General features: G+C 71.0%; 12 protein-coding genes and 2 riboswitches. Of the genes, 11 read left to right on the top strand and 1 reads right to left on the bottom strand.

What is annotated here, in order from left to right:
- On the bottom strand, positions 1-213 hold a 213-nt coding region (locus tag FJV41_RS40745), incomplete at its 3' end, for a hypothetical protein (protein ID WP_141648019.1).
- A 562-nt stretch (positions 214-775) separates the two neighbouring features.
- Here FJV41_RS40745 and FJV41_RS40740 point away from each other — a divergent pair.
- The 11 genes from FJV41_RS40740 to FJV41_RS40690 all read left to right on the top strand — a co-directional run bounded on the left by FJV41_RS40740 (position 776) and on the right by FJV41_RS40690 (position 14,746).
- A complete protein-coding gene (locus tag FJV41_RS40740; RefSeq protein WP_141648018.1) occupies positions 776-1,672 on the top strand; it encodes an MBL fold metallo-hydrolase in 897 nt (298 codons plus the stop codon).
- A gap of 82 nt (positions 1,673-1,754) precedes the next feature.
- Positions 1,755-3,014 carry a dipeptidase gene (locus FJV41_RS40735; protein WP_141648017.1) on the top strand — a complete coding sequence of 420 codons (1,260 nt, stop codon included), beginning with the start codon at positions 1,755-1,757 and terminating at the stop codon, positions 3,012-3,014.
- 177 nt (positions 3,015-3,191) lie between these two features.
- Positions 3,192-4,298: a hypothetical protein gene (locus FJV41_RS40730; RefSeq protein WP_141648016.1), complete on the top strand. Its 1,107-nt coding sequence runs from the start codon at positions 3,192-3,194 to the stop codon at positions 4,296-4,298.
- A gap of 44 nt (positions 4,299-4,342) precedes the next feature.
- Complete coding sequence (locus tag FJV41_RS40725) at positions 4,343-4,939, top strand: RNA polymerase sigma factor (protein WP_174454381.1); 597 nt, start codon at positions 4,343-4,345, stop codon at positions 4,937-4,939.
- Positions 4,936-5,922: a tetratricopeptide repeat protein gene (locus FJV41_RS54245; RefSeq protein ID WP_246137728.1), complete on the top strand. Its 987-nt coding sequence runs from the start codon at positions 4,936-4,938 to the stop codon at positions 5,920-5,922. Before FJV41_RS40725 ends, FJV41_RS54245 begins: the two co-directional genes overlap by 4 nt.
- On the top strand, positions 5,919-7,190 hold the full coding sequence (locus FJV41_RS40715; protein WP_181791284.1) for a DUF7305 domain-containing protein: 1,272 nt from the start codon (positions 5,919-5,921) through the stop codon (positions 7,188-7,190). The genes FJV41_RS54245 and FJV41_RS40715 overlap by 4 nt, the downstream gene beginning before the upstream one ends.
- 157 nt (positions 7,191-7,347) lie before the next feature.
- Positions 7,348-7,872, top strand: a complete 525-nt coding sequence (locus FJV41_RS40710) for an FHA domain-containing protein (RefSeq protein WP_141648015.1) — start codon at positions 7,348-7,350, stop codon at positions 7,870-7,872.
- A 6-nt stretch (positions 7,873-7,878) separates the two neighbouring features.
- Positions 7,879-8,125: riboswitch (cobalamin riboswitch) on the top strand.
- 59 nt (positions 8,126-8,184) lie between these two features.
- Positions 8,185-10,596: a TonB-dependent receptor domain-containing protein gene (locus FJV41_RS40705; protein ID WP_246137727.1), complete on the top strand. Its 2,412-nt coding sequence runs from the start codon at positions 8,185-8,187 to the stop codon at positions 10,594-10,596.
- Positions 10,571-12,184 (top strand): MXAN_6577-like cysteine-rich protein, encoded by a 1,614-nt coding sequence (locus tag FJV41_RS40700; RefSeq protein WP_141648014.1) that lies wholly within the window; start codon positions 10,571-10,573, stop codon positions 12,182-12,184. Before FJV41_RS40705 ends, FJV41_RS40700 begins: the two co-directional genes overlap by 26 nt.
- 20 nt (positions 12,185-12,204) lie before the next feature.
- A riboswitch (cobalamin riboswitch) is annotated at positions 12,205-12,418 on the top strand.
- A gap of 148 nt (positions 12,419-12,566) precedes the next feature.
- Positions 12,567-14,015, top strand: coding sequence for a hypothetical protein (locus tag FJV41_RS40695; protein WP_141648013.1), 1,449 nt, complete (start codon positions 12,567-12,569; stop codon positions 14,013-14,015).
- Positions 14,016-14,023: 8 nt separating this feature from the next.
- Positions 14,024-14,746: a cell surface protein gene (locus FJV41_RS40690; protein ID WP_181791286.1), complete on the top strand. Its 723-nt coding sequence runs from the start codon at positions 14,024-14,026 to the stop codon at positions 14,744-14,746.
- Positions 14,747-14,826 lie beyond the last annotated feature (80 nt).

Genomic DNA, 14,826 nt, shown 5'->3' with positions numbered 1-14,826 from the left:
CACTTCGGGCGCGTACCGTCCGCCCACCCCCGGCGTGTCCCGCTTCTCCGCCGCCTCTCGCACGTGCAGCTTGCCGTCCAGCGGCAGCACATCCAGCAACACGTTCAGCGAGCCGTCCTTGTTCACGAACGCGCTTCCCGCCCGTACCCAGATGCTCCCGCCCTTGCCCTCGCGAATGGAGAACACCGCCAGTCGCTTCCCCGCCATCAGCATCTTCCGCCTCCACACTCCACACCGCGCCACCACGGCGCGACCGCCTCGCCGGCTCGACCGCCTGAGGTCGACACCTGCTTGAGCAGTCTCCGTGCCAGGGCCGTCTCCCTCGGAGGAGCGTTCTGGCCCCCGTGCAAGCATCCGCGAGGTGTCCCACCGCGAGGACGGGCGAAGAGGCTCCAGTGGCTTCTCAAGGGGCAAGAGCGCGTCGGCACCCGGCTCCACGCATCAGGGGCGGGGGCCCGCGAACCGTGCACGCGCGTCGGCGTGGAGGTTGGGGAGATTCCGCTCGTCGGCACCCGGCTCCACGCATCAGGGGCGGGGGCCCGCGAACCGTGCACGCGTGTCGGCGTGCAGGTTGGGGGATTCCGCTCGTTGGCACCCGGCACCACTCCGCGACGGCATGGGGCTCGCGAACGGTGCACGCGCTTTGGCGTGGAGGTTCGGGGGATTCCGCTCGACGGCAGGGGGTGCGTGAGAGAAGTGCACCTGCGTCGGGAATGAATGGGCTCCCGGTTTGCTAAGACGCCCGCCGACGCATCCCCCGTCGTCTGGAGGTCGCATGAAGGCCGTCGCCGCCGTGCTCGTCCTGCTTCCCTGTCTCGCGCTCGCGCAGGAGCGTGACTTCTCCCAGGTGGAGGTGCGCGCCACGCCGGTGGCGGGCAACATCCACCTGCTCCAGGGGGCCGGCGGCAACATGGCCGTGTCGGTGGGGCCCGACGGTGTGCTCCTCGTGGATGACGACTTCGCCCCGGTCATCGACAAGGTGCGCGCGGCACTGAAGACGTTGAGCAAGCAGAAGCTCGTCTATGTCCTCAACACGCACGTGCACAGCGACCACACGGGAGGCAACGGGGTGCTCGGGCGCGAGGCGACGCTGGTGGCGCATGACGCCGTTCGCGCGCGGATGTCGAAGCCAAGGGTCCGTCGGGGCGAGACGCTGCCTCCCGCGCCGGAGCACGCGCGCCCCGTGCTCACCTTCCAGCAGGGGCTCAGCCTCTGGTTCAACGGCGAGGAGGTGCGGATGACGCACCTGCCGTCGGGTCACACGGATGGCGACAGCGCGGTGCTGTTCGTGGGCAGCAACGTGCTGCACCTGGGCGACCAGTTCTTCACGGACCGCTTCCCCGTCATCGACCTGGAGGCGGGCGGCAGCGTGGAGGGCTACGTGCGCAACGCGGAAGGTGTGCTTGCGAGCCTGCCCTCCGGCGTGCGCATCATCCCGGGCCACGGCGCGCTCGCGGGGCGCGAGGAGCTGGAGCGCTTCGTCGCCATGCTGCGGGAGACGACGGCGCTCGTGCGTCGCAAGAAGGTGGCGGGCCTGACGCTCGACCAGGTGAAGGCCGAGGGCCTGCCGGAGCAGTACCGGAGCTTCGGCGAGGGCCACGTCAAGACGGAGAAGTGGCTGGAGGTCGTCTACACGGGCCTGGGGTTGGTGGGGCAGGGCAAGCGCCCTTGAGTTCAAGGGGGACCGTCGCGACTTCATCCCGCCCTGGCTCCGTGGGAGAGTCCCCCGCGTCCCGTCGTTCCGAGGTGTCCGCGTGAACCGCTCCGTCCTCGCCGCCCTGCTCCTCCTGGGCGCGCCCTCCCTCGCCGCCGCTCCCGCCGCGCCATCGCCCAGCTCCGCGAAGGCTCGCGCCATCCACGAGTCGGCGCTCATCATCGACACGCACGTGGACACGCCCCTGCGCATGCTCGGAGAGGGCTTCGATTTGGGCTCCCAGCCGCCCAATGGCCAGGGGCACCTGGACCTGTCCCGCGCCCGCGCCGGCAACCTGGGCGCGGCCTTCTTCTCCATCTGGGTGGAGCCCAAGGAGTTCGCCGGCCAATACACCCACCAGTCGCTGCGCATCATCGACTCGGTGCTCAGCGCCGTGGAGAAGCACCCGGACCAGATGGTGCTCGCCCTGTCCTCGAAGGACATCGTCGCCGCGCGCGCCGGCAAGCAGAAGAAGCTCGCCACGCTCATGGGCGTCGAGGGCGGCCACTCCATCCAGAATGACCTGGGCGTGCTGCGCGACTTCTACCGGCTGGGCGTGCGCTACATGACGCTCACCTGGTCCAACACGAACGAGTGGGCGGACTCGTCGGGCGATATCAGTGACGCGTCGGTGAAGCACCACGATGGCCTCACCGACTTCGGCCGCGACGTCGTCCGCGAGATGAACCGGCTGGGCATGCTCGTGGACATCTCCCACGTGTCCGACAAGACGTTCTTCGACACGCTGAAGGTGACGCGCGCGCCCGTCATCGCGTCGCACTCGTCCGCCCGCGCGCTCACCAACCACCCGCGCAACATGACCGACGAGATGCTCAAGGCCGTCGCCACCAACGGCGGCGTGGTGATGGTGAACTTCTTCTCCGCCTTCATCGACGACACCTACCGCACGTCCTACGCCGCCATGGCCACCGAGCGGAAGGCCGCCCAGGACGCGGTGGAGGCGAAGCACAAGGCCTCGGACCCCGTCACCCGCTACCGCGCGAACTCCCAGGCGAGCTGGGAGTGGGCCGCGAAGGTGCAGCGCCCTCCGCTCGAATCCCTCATCAACCACATCGACCACATCGCCAAGGTCGCGGGCGTGGACCACGTGGGCCTGGGCTCGGACTTCGATGGCATCAACTCCTCGCCGCAGGGCATCGACTCGGTGGCGGACCTGCCGCGCATCACCGAGGCGCTGGCGGCCCGGGGCTACACCCGCGAGCAGCTCCACAAGATTCTGGGCGGCAACCTGCTGCGCGTCTTCCGCGAGGCGGAACGCGTCAGCCGTGAGCTGCGCGCCCCCCCGAGCGTCCAGCGCTGAGTCATCCGCGACGGGCGCGAGGGCAGACTGGAGTCCAGGCCCATGTCGCCCGTCCGCCGGAGGATTGCAGGCGCAGCGCGTCTTTTCCGGTGCGCCTGCCAGAGTGCGTCAGTGCGGTGAGGTGTGTTTGTCCCCGGGGCTTCCCGCGCGCACACACGAGACGCTAGCCTTCAAATCATGGCATCGGGCGTCGTGTTGATTCGGCTGGGGCTCGTCGCCGCCCTGTGCCTGGGCGGGGAGGCGCGCGCGGCGGACCGCGGCGGCTCGTGGCTCGCCGTGGCGCGTGTGACCTCCGAGGAGGATGGCGCCCTGCTCGAACGCGTGCGCGGCCAGAGCAGCGACCTGCCCGTCGAGCTGCGCGCCATGCCGGGCCCGTCCATGGAAGGCTCGCCCCAGGCGCAGTGGCGCTCCGTCGTCGAGCTGGCGGATGTCCACCAGGCCCGCGCCGTCCTCTGGTTCCAGCGCTCGGGCTCCGAGCTGCGCGTCCACTTCGCCGAACCCGGCAGCCGTCACCTCTTCGTGCGCACCGCGCGGCTGGAAGGTCAGCCCGGCGCGCTCGAGTGGTCCGCGGGCGCCGAGGCCGTGGCGCTCGTCGTGCGCTCCGCCCTGCGCGCGGTGGAGGCCGGCACGCCCCTGGGGGAGGTCGTCGAGGTCGCCGCCCCGCTGTCCGCGCCCGCCACCCCCGAGCCCGAGCGTGAGCCCACGCCCATGCCGCCGGAGCTCTGGGCCATGCCGCCGGCTGCCCTGGACTCGGTGCCGCTGCGCTGGGAGGTGATGGTGGGCGGGATGATGACGCTGGATGGGTATGAGCGGTCCGGCCATCGGGGCCTGCTGCTCGCCTCCGGCTGGGAGTTCCGCAGGGTGCGCCTTCGCCTTCAGGTCCTCGCGGGACTGGAGGCGAAGCTGCCGGATGGCCGCACGGACGTGAAGCTGGAGCAGTACGCCGGAGGGCTGTGGGTGGACACCCCGCTCCTCGAAGTGGGGAGCCTGCGCTGGGGCGTGGGCGCGGGAGTGGGCCTGCTCATCTTCGGTCGCAGCACGGAGTCGTATTTCCTGGGCATCGAAGCCGCCAAGCCGCGCTTCATCCCCGCGCTGCTGGCGGGGCCCGACACCTCCCTGCGCTGGCGCTTCTCCCAGTGGATGGGCGTGGAGGCCACCGTCGCCGCCGATGGCGTCCTGGGGCGGCCCCGGCTCGGTTACTCCGAGGACGGAAACTTCGTGCCACGCAACGAAGGCTGGGCGGTGCGGCCAAGGTTCGCCCTGGCGCTGGTGCTGTTGCCGTGAGTGGAGATGACCCGTTTTCGGCTCGACCTTCCTCCATGGGGTCGATGACGAGCACGGGACGGGAAGCCATCGGCAGAGCACGTCCTGGAGCGGACCCCCGCATCCAGGCGGCCATCCAGGGGCGCAGGGAGGCCGCCGAGTCCTTGTTGATGGAGCTGTTGCCTCGGGTGCGCAACCTCGTCCGCTATCTGGTGCACGGGGACGGGGAGGTGGAGGACATCGCCCAGGAGGCGCTCATCGCCTTGTTGCGGGGGCTCTCCACGTACCGGGGCGAGGGGCAGTTCCAGTCCTGGGTGGACCGGGTGGTGGCTCGCACGACGTTCGCATGGCTGAAGCGCGCCCGGGGCAACGAGGCGCGGCGCGTCGATGAGTCCGCGGAGTTGATGGCGGTGCCTTCCGAGGATGCGCCCCCGGATGAATACGTGCATCGCCGTCGCATGGTGATGTTGTTGGACCGTATCCCCGACGAGCAGCGACATGCGATGGTGTTGCATCATGTGCTCGGCATGAGTGTGCCGGAGGTGTCGGACGAGCTGGGAATTCCCTTCGAGACGATTCGGAGTCGTCTGCGGCTGGGGCGCGCGGCGCTCCGCGCACTGGCGACCGAGGACGGCGGCGTTCCGGATGGAGGCGCGGAATGAGTCGGCTCCTGGATGAAGAAGGGCTGCCTCCGGGGATGCTCGCGCCGCTGGACGAGGACCCGGGGCCTGCTCGTCGACTGTCTCGGCAGAAGTCCGCGGCGCTGGTGCAGGCCGCGGTGCTCGCCGCCCTGGACGCGCCTTCACCGCCTCCGCGTTCCCGTCGCCGGCACGAGTGGTTGATGGGAGGGGCGCTGCTCGTGGTGGGCGCGGCGGCTGTCGCGACATGGCACCTGTCCCGCCGGAGCGATTCGCTGGCGCCCGTCGAGACGCCTGTCGTGGCGGTGCCCGCCGTCGTCGAACCCGTGCGCCCCGAGCCGGTGGTGCCGGCGGTCGACTCGGAGCGGGCCGAGGTTGCCGGCGTCATGCGGACCGGAGCGGAGGCCGGCGGCGACGTGGAGCGGGCCGAGGTTGCCGGCGTCGGAGTCATGCGGACCGGCGCGGAGGTCGGCGTGGCACGGGCCGAACCCGACGTGGCTGGCGTTGGCATGAAGCAGACCACGACCGGAGGGACGGAGGTCGGCGTGCCTCGGACCACTCCGGACGTCGCGGTCCCTTCGCCGTCCGCGAAGCTCCGTGGGACGGAGATGCTCCCCAGCGCGCCCGCTCCGGAGGACTTGTTGCGCCGGGCCAATGGTCACCGCGCCACGGGACAGTGGAAGGCCGCGGAGGCGCTCTATCTGCGCGTCATCCGGACCGACCCACAGGCCATGTCCGCGTATGTCGCGCGCGTGGCCTCGGGCTCGCTGCGGCTGGAGCACCTGGGTGATGCGCGAGGGGCGCTGCGTCAGTACCAGGAGGCCCAGCGGGGCTGGCCTGGGGGCGTGCTGGAAGAAGAAGCGAGCCACGGCGTCACGGAGGCCCTGCGGGCCCTGGGCGACAGGGACGGCGAGGCGCGGGCGCTGGAGTCCTTTCTCGCGCGCCACCCCGATTCGCCCCATGGAGTGGCGGCTCGGACCCGACTGAGGGAGATTTCAGGTCGATGACTCGCGCCTTCGCATCGCGGTGGAAGCGTTCTCCCGGCAGCTTCGTCCTGCTGGGCTGGCTCGTGGTGGGGGCCGCGTGCACGGTGAGGGACCCGGTGGCCTTCATCAACACGCCGCACAGCGACGCGGGCCCGGTGGCCTCGTCGGACAGCGGGACGACAGGGGAGGGCGAGAACCCCTCCGATGACCCCGCGGCCTTCTGTGCCTCCACGGGCCCGTTGCTGCTGGTGGGTGACAGTGTCACGGGCGCCAAGGTGTGCAGCGGTCACCTCGCGGAGCGCGCCTTCCGTTACGCGCTGTGCTCGTGCGACAGGCTCGCGTTCAGCGCGACGCTCACCACGGATGCGTTCCGCGGCTCCATGGGCAAGTACGTGCCGGGAGGGCAGGGCGGCGCGGTGGCGACGAACGGCGGCGTCGCGGCGAACGACACGCTGAAGGTCGGCGGTGGGCTGAGCGCGGGCGGCGCGGATGGAATCTCCCTGGGACGCGGCTTGTCTGTGGGCGGTGGCCTGTACAGCGGAGGTCCGCTCACGGGCAACGTGTCCGCCCAGGTGACGGGAGATGCGTGGGTGCGCGGTGACGTGGGTCTGGCGTCGCTGACGGTGGAGGGCAAGCTGGCCGTGCCCGCCGAGCGCATCATGTCCGGCACGGTGACGGCTTCGGAGGTGCTGCGAGAGCCGGTGGATTCGGTGGCTCCGTGCGCGTGTGATGACGCCTCGCGGGTGGACATTCGCGGCCTCATCAGCAGTCACGCCCAGAACAACCACAACGAGGCCATCGGCCTGGATGCCTCGTCGCTGGAGGGCTTCAACGGGGAGCGCACGCTGGAGCTGCCATGCGGGCGCTTCTTCCTGACGCGCATCGAGGGACAGGGACGGTTGAACCTCGTCGTGCGCGAGCGCACCGCGCTGTTCGTGCGAGACGACGTCGTCATTGGCGAGCGGCTCTCGGTGGAAGTGGTGCCGCCTGGAGAGCTGGACTTGTTCATCGGCGGCGACGTGACGGTGGCGGGGCAGTTCCTCCTGGGCTCCATCGACGCGCCGGCCCGCGTCCGCGTCTATTCGGCGGGCACGGGGACGCTGGGCATCTCCGCGGGCAGCGTGCTCGCGGGGAACTTCTACGCGCCTGGCGCCACGATGACACTCAGTGGCAATGCGGAGGTGTACGGCTCCCTCTTCGTGCGCCACATCGAGTCCTCCGGCGCATTGGCGCTGCACTACGACGCGGACGTGGCCACGCTGGGGAGCGCCTGCGGCCCCGAGAAGTGAGGCCCGGATTGTTTCACCGTGGCTGGCGATGGGGTCGCGTGTGCGACCCGCGAGGATTCCCCAGCGAAGGCGTCCTCGTGGACGTGTGGGGGTGGACAGACGGAAGGGGCGTGCACAGCTTTGCGAGCGCACCTTCCTTCCGGCCTGGAGGACTCTCGTGCTCCACCGTTTGTCCGCGCTGATGGCTCAGCTCCGGGAGGACCGCGAGGCGCTGCTGCGCGATGTCGGGTGGCCCGTGCTGGTGTGGGACTCGATGCCGAGTCGCCCGCGCCCGGTGTCTCCGGTGGATGCGCCGACCTTGATGGGCCCATCGCCCTCGCGTGTCGTGGAGCCCGTCGTGTTCGAGCTGCGGCCGCGCCTTCGGGGAAGTGGTCCCGAGGTGACGGTGGGACGCAGCCCCGAGTGCGACATCGTCCTGCCCGAACCCACTGTGTCGCGTCAGCACGCGCGGTTTCGTCCGGAGCCGCACACGGAGGTGTGGAGCGTGACGGACCTGGAGAGCCACGGCGGCACGTATCAGGAAGGCGTGTTGATAGTGCCGGGGCGCTCCTCGCCGCTGTTCAGCCGCGCGTCGTTGCGACTGGGTGGCGCGGAGGTGGTGTTCCTCCAAGCGAGTGCTTTCGAGCAGTACGTACGCTCGTGTGCCGCGCTGTCCCGGGTGCGCTTGACGCGACGGAGGTGACCCCCTAGAAGGGGTGCGCCCTTGGGTGCCCATGTCGGGCTTTCAAGAGGGAAGCCGGTGCGAATCCGGTGCGGTCCCGCCACTGTGATTGGGCAGCCCTGAGGACAGGGCCGGGGACTTCGGACAGTCGCCACTTCGGCAGCGGCCTTGAGGCGCTCCGGGGGAAGGCGGAAGCCCCCTTCCAGCCAGACGCGCCGTGCGCCTGAGGCCGGAGCCCATCAGCCAGGAGACCTGCCCAGGGGTGCGAACGTGTCGCGTGGCGACACGTGCGGACGGCCTTCTCTCTTCGATGGAGAGAGCGGAAGGCGGAGCATGCGGCGCACCTTCCTCGTCGGGCACCTGGTGTGCCTGGCGCTCAGCCTCCCTGTCGAAGTCCGTGCCCAGGTGCCGGACGATGCCGATACGGGCACGTCCCCCGAGCATGTCGAGCCCCCGGCCGCGCAGGTCGTACCTGCCGCGACGGCAAACCCGCATGGCGTCGAGGCGATGCATGTCGGCGTCGACGAAGCGCCCTCCGCGGCCACGCCGGACGTCGAGCCGAGTGCGCCAGAGGTCGCCGCGGAGCCGGCTAGCTCCAGTGCCACGCCCGATGTCGAGCCGAGTCCGCCAGAGGTCGCGGCGAGGCCGGCTAGCTCCAGTGCCACGCCGGACGTCGAGCCGAGTCCGCCAGAGGTCGTCGCTGAGCCGGCTAGCTCCAGTGCCACGCCGGACGTCGAGCCGAGTCCGCCAGAGGTCGTCGCTGAGCCGGCTAGCTCCAGTGCCACGCCGGACGTCGAGCCGACTCCGCCAGAGGTCGCGGCGAAGCCGGAGAGCCCACGTGCGCGCGCCACCGTGGTTCGGGGCAAGTCGCCGCCACCGCCGGACTCGCCCGAGCGCAGGGACCCAACGGGTGCCATCACCGTCATCGATGCCACCGCTCGCGCGGGCGAAGCGCGCGACACGGCGGAGCTGCTCGTCGGCTCGGTGGGCCTCGCGGTGCAGGACTCGGGGGGCTATGGCCAGAGCAAGAGCCTCGTCGTCCGAGGCGCCGCGTCGAACGGCGTGCTGGTGTTCCTCGATGGAATCCCTCTCAACGGCGCGGGCGGCATGGCGGACCTGTCCCAGGTTCCCGCCGCGCTGGTGGAGCGCTTCGAGGTGCTGCGCGGTGGCGCGGGCGCCCGCTATGGCTCGGGAGGCCTGGGCGGTGCGGTGAACATCGTCACGCGCGCGCCCTCCTCGCACACGCGCGGCAGTGGTGAGGTCACCTACGGAAGCTGGAACACGGCGCTGGGACACGTCGCGGTGACGGGCCCGCTGCTCGACGGACATGGACTGGTGCTGCTCCATGCGGGGCGCTCGGATGGAGACTTCGCCTACGAACTCGACGAGCTGCCAGCGGTGGACGACAACCCCGTCACCGCCGAGGCCCGTGCCCGCAACGACGCGAAGGGCGGCGGCGTGCTGCTGCGCTACCGACGTCGACTGCCCGGAGGCTCGCGTCTGGATGTGCTCTCCGAGCTGGCCCTGGAGGACCGTGCCATTCCCGGCACGGTGCAGAATCCCCAGTCCGCCGGGCGACAGGACCTGGACCGGCTCTCGCTCGGGGTGCGCTGGTCGGGAGCGCTCGGTGGCACTGGCACGCAAGGCAGCGCGCGAGGCTTCTTCCGGCGCGATGGCCTGGAGGTCACGGGCGGCCTCCTCGGCGCGGGAGGCCCGCAGCGCCACCTCGTCGGCGGCGTCGAACTGGAGGGGCGTACTCCGCTGGGCGGCGCTCATACGCTGACCACCACCGTGGCTTCCTCTGGTGAGCAGGTCACCGAGGCCCGGGGCGCGCAGTCCGCGGGCTGGTGGCGCGGAAGCGTCATGGTCATGGACGAGTGGGCCCTGTTCAGCGGCGTGCTGGAGGTGGTGCCCTCGTTGCGGCTGGATCGCGTGGGGCCCTACTGGCTCTTCTCTCCGAAGCTCGGCGCGGCGGTGTCCCTGGGAGGTGGCTTCGGGCTGCGCGCCAACGCGGGCCAGTCCCACCGCGCGCCCTCGTTCCTGGAGCTGTACATCCGCCAGGGCACGCTCCTGCCCAACCCCGGCTTGAAGCCCGAGCGCGCCCTGTACGCTGACGCGGCCCTGGTCTGGGACTCCGAAGAGCGTGTCTCGGGTGCGCCCCGTTGGAGCGCGACGGCGGGCGGCTTCGCGGCGTTGTACGAGAACCTCATCGCCTACGAGCTGTATCCCCCGATGATGGCGCGGCCCTACAACTTCGACGCCGCCCGAGTGTGGGGCGTGGAGCTGGAGGGCGATGCCCGGCCCTTCTCCTGGCTGTCCGCCAGCGGCAGCTACACGTGGCTGCGCACGCAGAACCGCCTGGGCGACCCACGCTTCTACAATCAGGACCTGCCCTACCGCCCGCGCCACAAGTGGGTGGGCCGCGTGCGCGCCGGGCCTGACTGGCTCAACGCCCGCACGGAGGTGCTGTACCAGGCCTCGCAGCTCGTCAACCGCACTGGCACGCGCGGCCTGCCGTCACGCACCCTGTGGAGCGTGGGCGCCTCCAGCACCTTCCTGCACGCTCCGGACGTCACCCTGTCGGTCGAGGTGAAGAACCTCCTCGACTCGCGGGCCCAGGACTTCACCGGCTTCCCACTGCCAGGGCGCGCGGCCTACGCGACCCTCGCGGTGTCGCTCGAGCCGACCCCCCCGTCGCCTCCCTCCTCCGAGGACTCCCATGCCCCGCGCGCCCCGTCCCCTTGAGTCCACGCCGCTGGCGTTGCTGTCGGTCTCTCTCCTGGCCCTCGTGCTCACCGGCTGCCCGGATGAAGGCGTGGTGTGCACCGCCGGGCTCACGGTCTGCGAGGGCACCTGCGTGGACCTGCGCGGCGACACCGCCCACTGCGGCGCCTGTGGCAACACCTGCTCCACGGGCGAAGTCTGTCAGGACAGCGTCTGTGGCTGTCGCGCTGGCACCGAGTCCTGTGATGGCGCCTGTGTGGACACCGCGACGGACGTGGCCCACTGCGGTGCCTGCGGCACGGCCTGCGCCACAGGTCAAGTGTGCGAGGCGGGCGCGTGTCGCGAAGGTTGCTCGGAGGGGCTGCTGCGCTGCGGTGGTGCGTGCGTGGATGCGCGGACGGACGTGCTGAATTGCGGCGCGTGCGGCGTCGCGTGTCCGGATGTGCAGTCGTGTCACGCCGGACGGTGCGCATACGACGTGGTGACGGCGTGCTTCACGAACGGACAGCTCGTGGGCATCCAGGCGGGGACGGACCAGCTCGGGCCCCGGCGCGAGTTCGGCGCGGGTGTGCAGTCGCTCGCGTCATGGGACGGCTTCGTGCTCGCGGCGGACATGACGAACGGCAAGCTGCTCCAGGCGGCGGGTGGCAACCTGGGGACCCTCATCGAGGAGGACTCGCTGGGCGTGGTGTCCGGCTCGCCCAACGACATCCTCGTGGACCCGCCCTACGTGTACGTCGTCGACTCGGTGAACAACACGCTCCAGGTGCTCAAGCGCGAGGGCACGGCGCAGGGCAACGGTCTGGGCCTGCGCACGGTGGGCCAGGTGAACCTGGGCGCGAACACCAGTCCGCAGGCGCTCGCGCGCTTCGGCGATACGCTCTTCATTCCGCTGTTCGGCACCGCGAGCTCCAGCTTCCAGCACGGCAACGCCGTGGCGCGGGTGGACATCTCCAACCCCGAGCAGCCGCGCAAGGTGGACACGCTGTCGCTCACGGGACTGGACCTGAAGCCCTTTGGCGGAGGCCCGGTGATGCCGCTGCCGTACTCGGTGACGGCGACGCGCTCCGCCGTATACGTGGCGCTCACCAATCTGAATCCCGCCAATGACTACCGTCCCAACGGGCCGGGCATGCTCGCGCGAATCGACCCTTCCACCGGCGCGGTGAGCGCCATCGACCTGGGCGCGGAGCGCTGCCTCAACGCGGGCTACGTGGAAGCGGTGGGAGACCAGCTGGTGGTCGCCTGTATCGGCGAGGCGCTCTATGACCCGGAGAATGGCTACATCGCGACGTCCGTGCGCTCCACGGGCCTGGTACTGGTGAAGGACGACACCGTCGTGGCCTCCTACGCGCTCAACCCTGGCTGTCAGCCGGGCGCGCCCGGATGTGTGCTCTCCGTGGCCAGTCGCTTCGCGGTGGCGAAGGGCGCGGTGTACCTGGCGGATACCAACGCCGGCCGCGTCTTCGTGGTGGAGGTGGGGGATGGCCGCCTCACCGAGCGTCGTGGCTACTCCACGCCCGAGGCGAAGGGCCCCGCGCTGGAGGCGTGCCCGTTGGACCCGCGTCGCCCCGTGTCCAATGCCATCGACGTCACCGCGCTCCATTGACAATGCCGGTCACCCGCCATATCCCCGCCGCCGTCCTCGGTGCTGACGTGGAAACACGGTGGCTCTAGGGAACCCGGTGTGAATCCGGGACTGCCCCGCAGCGGTGTGCAGGAACGACCGCCGTCACGAAGCACTGGTCCCTCCATGGGGCTGGGAAGCGACGGCCACTAGGTGGGTGCCCCCGGGGCATCCGCGCCTGCGAGTCCGAAAACCTGCCAAGGACCCGTGCCCTTCGGGCACGGACATCACCGAGGCCTCCGAGGGGAGGCGGCGGAGGCGTCAGCCTTTCTTCCGTGCACGTGGGTGTGCCCGGGCCCGCCTTCGACCGCGTCCTCCTGGATGCCCACCCGCCCGTGGGGGCGGAGAGGGACTGAGGACGCCGATGAAGACCGCTGACTGGAAGCGCGTAGCTCCCTGGACGAAGTCTGTTTCGCTGGCAGTGACTACCTTCGCGGTGGCGCTGCTCGGCACGGGTTGCAACCCCGAGTGCGTGGACACATTCGACTGCCGCGCCGACAACGGCGAGCCCCCCGCGGGCCAGCAGTGGGTCTGCATCGACGAGAAGTGCGAGACGGAGCCGATTGGCCAGCCTCCGGTGCCTGACGCGGGCACCCCGGACGCGGGGCCCGTGGACTCGGGCACGCCGGATTCAGGTCCCGTGGACTCAGGCATGCCGGACGCCGGTCCCGTGGACTCGGGCACGCCGGATTCAGGCCCGGTGGACCCCACGCCGGACGCGGGCCCCGTGGACTCGGGCACGCCGGACGCCGGCCCCGTGGACCCCACGCCGGATGCGGGTACGCCGGACGCGGGCCCCGTCACCTGTGAGACGACGCCGCACGACGCGAAGCTGGGCACGCTCCAGCTCCAGGCGGGCTTCGTCGCCACCGAGACGGCCCCGCTGCCGGATGGCATCTCCGCCCTGGGCTCGTCGCCGGGTCCGACGTACTCGTTCTACGCGGTGCAGGGGGGCGGCAAGGACGCCGCGCTGTATTCGATGGGCACGTGGCCCGACCTCCAGTTGTCCCCCACCAAGCTCTATGACGTCGTCACCCCGGAGGACCGCGCTGGCAGCGTCGCGGTCTACGCGGGCGGCTACCTCATCAACGACGGGCAGCGCGTCTTCACCGGCTACACCACGGGCGCCTCCGGGTCTCCGGGCTCCCTCTCGCTCTACGACATCGCCACGCCGGCCTCGTCGTCCTTCCTCACCGCGCCGAAGAACTACTCCGCGGCGGCCTTCTCGAACGGGGACACGAGCGCGGTGCTCCTCAACGGTGGTGGCCTGGGCACCCTGCCCACGGGGCTCGGCATCTACGGCGTGGTGACGTCCGCGAATCCCCTGGGCACGGTGCGCGTGGCCAACTTCCCGGCCGAAGGCGTGGTCGCCAGCGGCTTCACCGCCGTGGCGGACAATGGCGTCGCCGCGCTGGGCTTCTTCAACGGAGACTTCGTCAACGTCATCTACGGCGTGGCGCCGTCGGTCGTCGCCCAGGCCATCACCAGCGGGACGCCGCTGGAGCTGGGCAGCCAGTCGCCCATCGAGGTGGGCAGCGACTTCGACAGCGCGTCCTCCTTCGGCGCGGGCGTCGTCGTCAACCGCGGCGGGTATGACGAGAACTTCAGCTTCGTGAGCACGGATGTGTCCCGCTTCGCGCTGTCCACCAGCACGGGGAGCGACACTGTCACGGTGGGCGCGCGCGCCGCCGTGCTCGACTACGTGGACCAGTGCACCACCGTCACGATGCTGGAGCCGCTCGGCTCGGATGTGCTGGTGGGTGTCGCCGACAAGAACGGCCAGCGGCTGGTCCGCCTCCAGGTGGCCCCGTGAGTCGCCGCGTGTCCTGGCCGCAACGGCGGGGAGCGGCGCTCGCCCTGCTCCTGAGCCTGTCGGCCTGCGGTGGTGAGGACCCGTCCTCGCCCTCGGAGGACGCGGGGCCGGGGGACTCGGGCTCGCCTGAAGACGCGAGCGTCGCCGTGCCCGCGGACCCGTACGCGGACGAGGTCGTGGAGTTCCTTCCGGGCCCCGGCGCGGGCTTCGGACAGGACCGCTTCCCGTCCATCGTCCTGGGCCCGCCGGTGGGCTCGGGGTTGGACAGCGGCTCGCTCGACGTCCTCTCGCTGGGCAAGTCGGGCTCCATCACCCTTCGCTTCACGGACCTCGCGGTGATGGACGGGCCGGGCGTGGACCTGCTCGTCTTCGAGAACGCCTTCCTCATCGCCGGAGGCCCTCGCGCCTTCACCGAGCGGGCGAAGGTGTCCGTGAGCGACGATGGCGTGCAGTGGTTCGAGTTCCCCTGCGCCCCCTCGGACGCGGCGAACAACTACCCGGGCTGCGCGGGCGTACGTCCCGTGACGGCCAACCCCGCCGCCGGCATCAGCGCCACGGACCCCGCTGTCGCGGGCGGAGACGGGTTCGACCTGGCCACCGTGGGCCTGAGCCGGGCGCGCTACGTGCGCATCCAGGACTCCGGCACCAGCGGCTCCGCCGGCACGTCCGCCGGGTTCGATTTGGACGGCGTCGCCGTGGTGAACGGCGTGTCGCTCACGGCCGCGCCATGACGAAGCTGGACCGCCGCGCCGCGCTCCTCACGCTGGCCCAGGGTGGCTGTGCCCTGGCCGCGCTGGGGGTGGGGTGCGGC

Origin of the sequence: Myxococcus llanfairpwllgwyngyllgogerychwyrndrobwllllantysiliogogogochensis, from assembly GCF_006636215.1 — a bacterium.
GTDB classification, from domain to species: domain Bacteria; phylum Myxococcota; class Myxococcia; order Myxococcales; family Myxococcaceae; genus Myxococcus; species Myxococcus llanfairpwllgwyngyllgogerychwyrndrobwllllantysiliogogogochensis.
The sequence above is the reverse complement of the archived record's forward strand: the minus strand, read 5'-3'. Positions and strand labels throughout refer to the sequence as shown.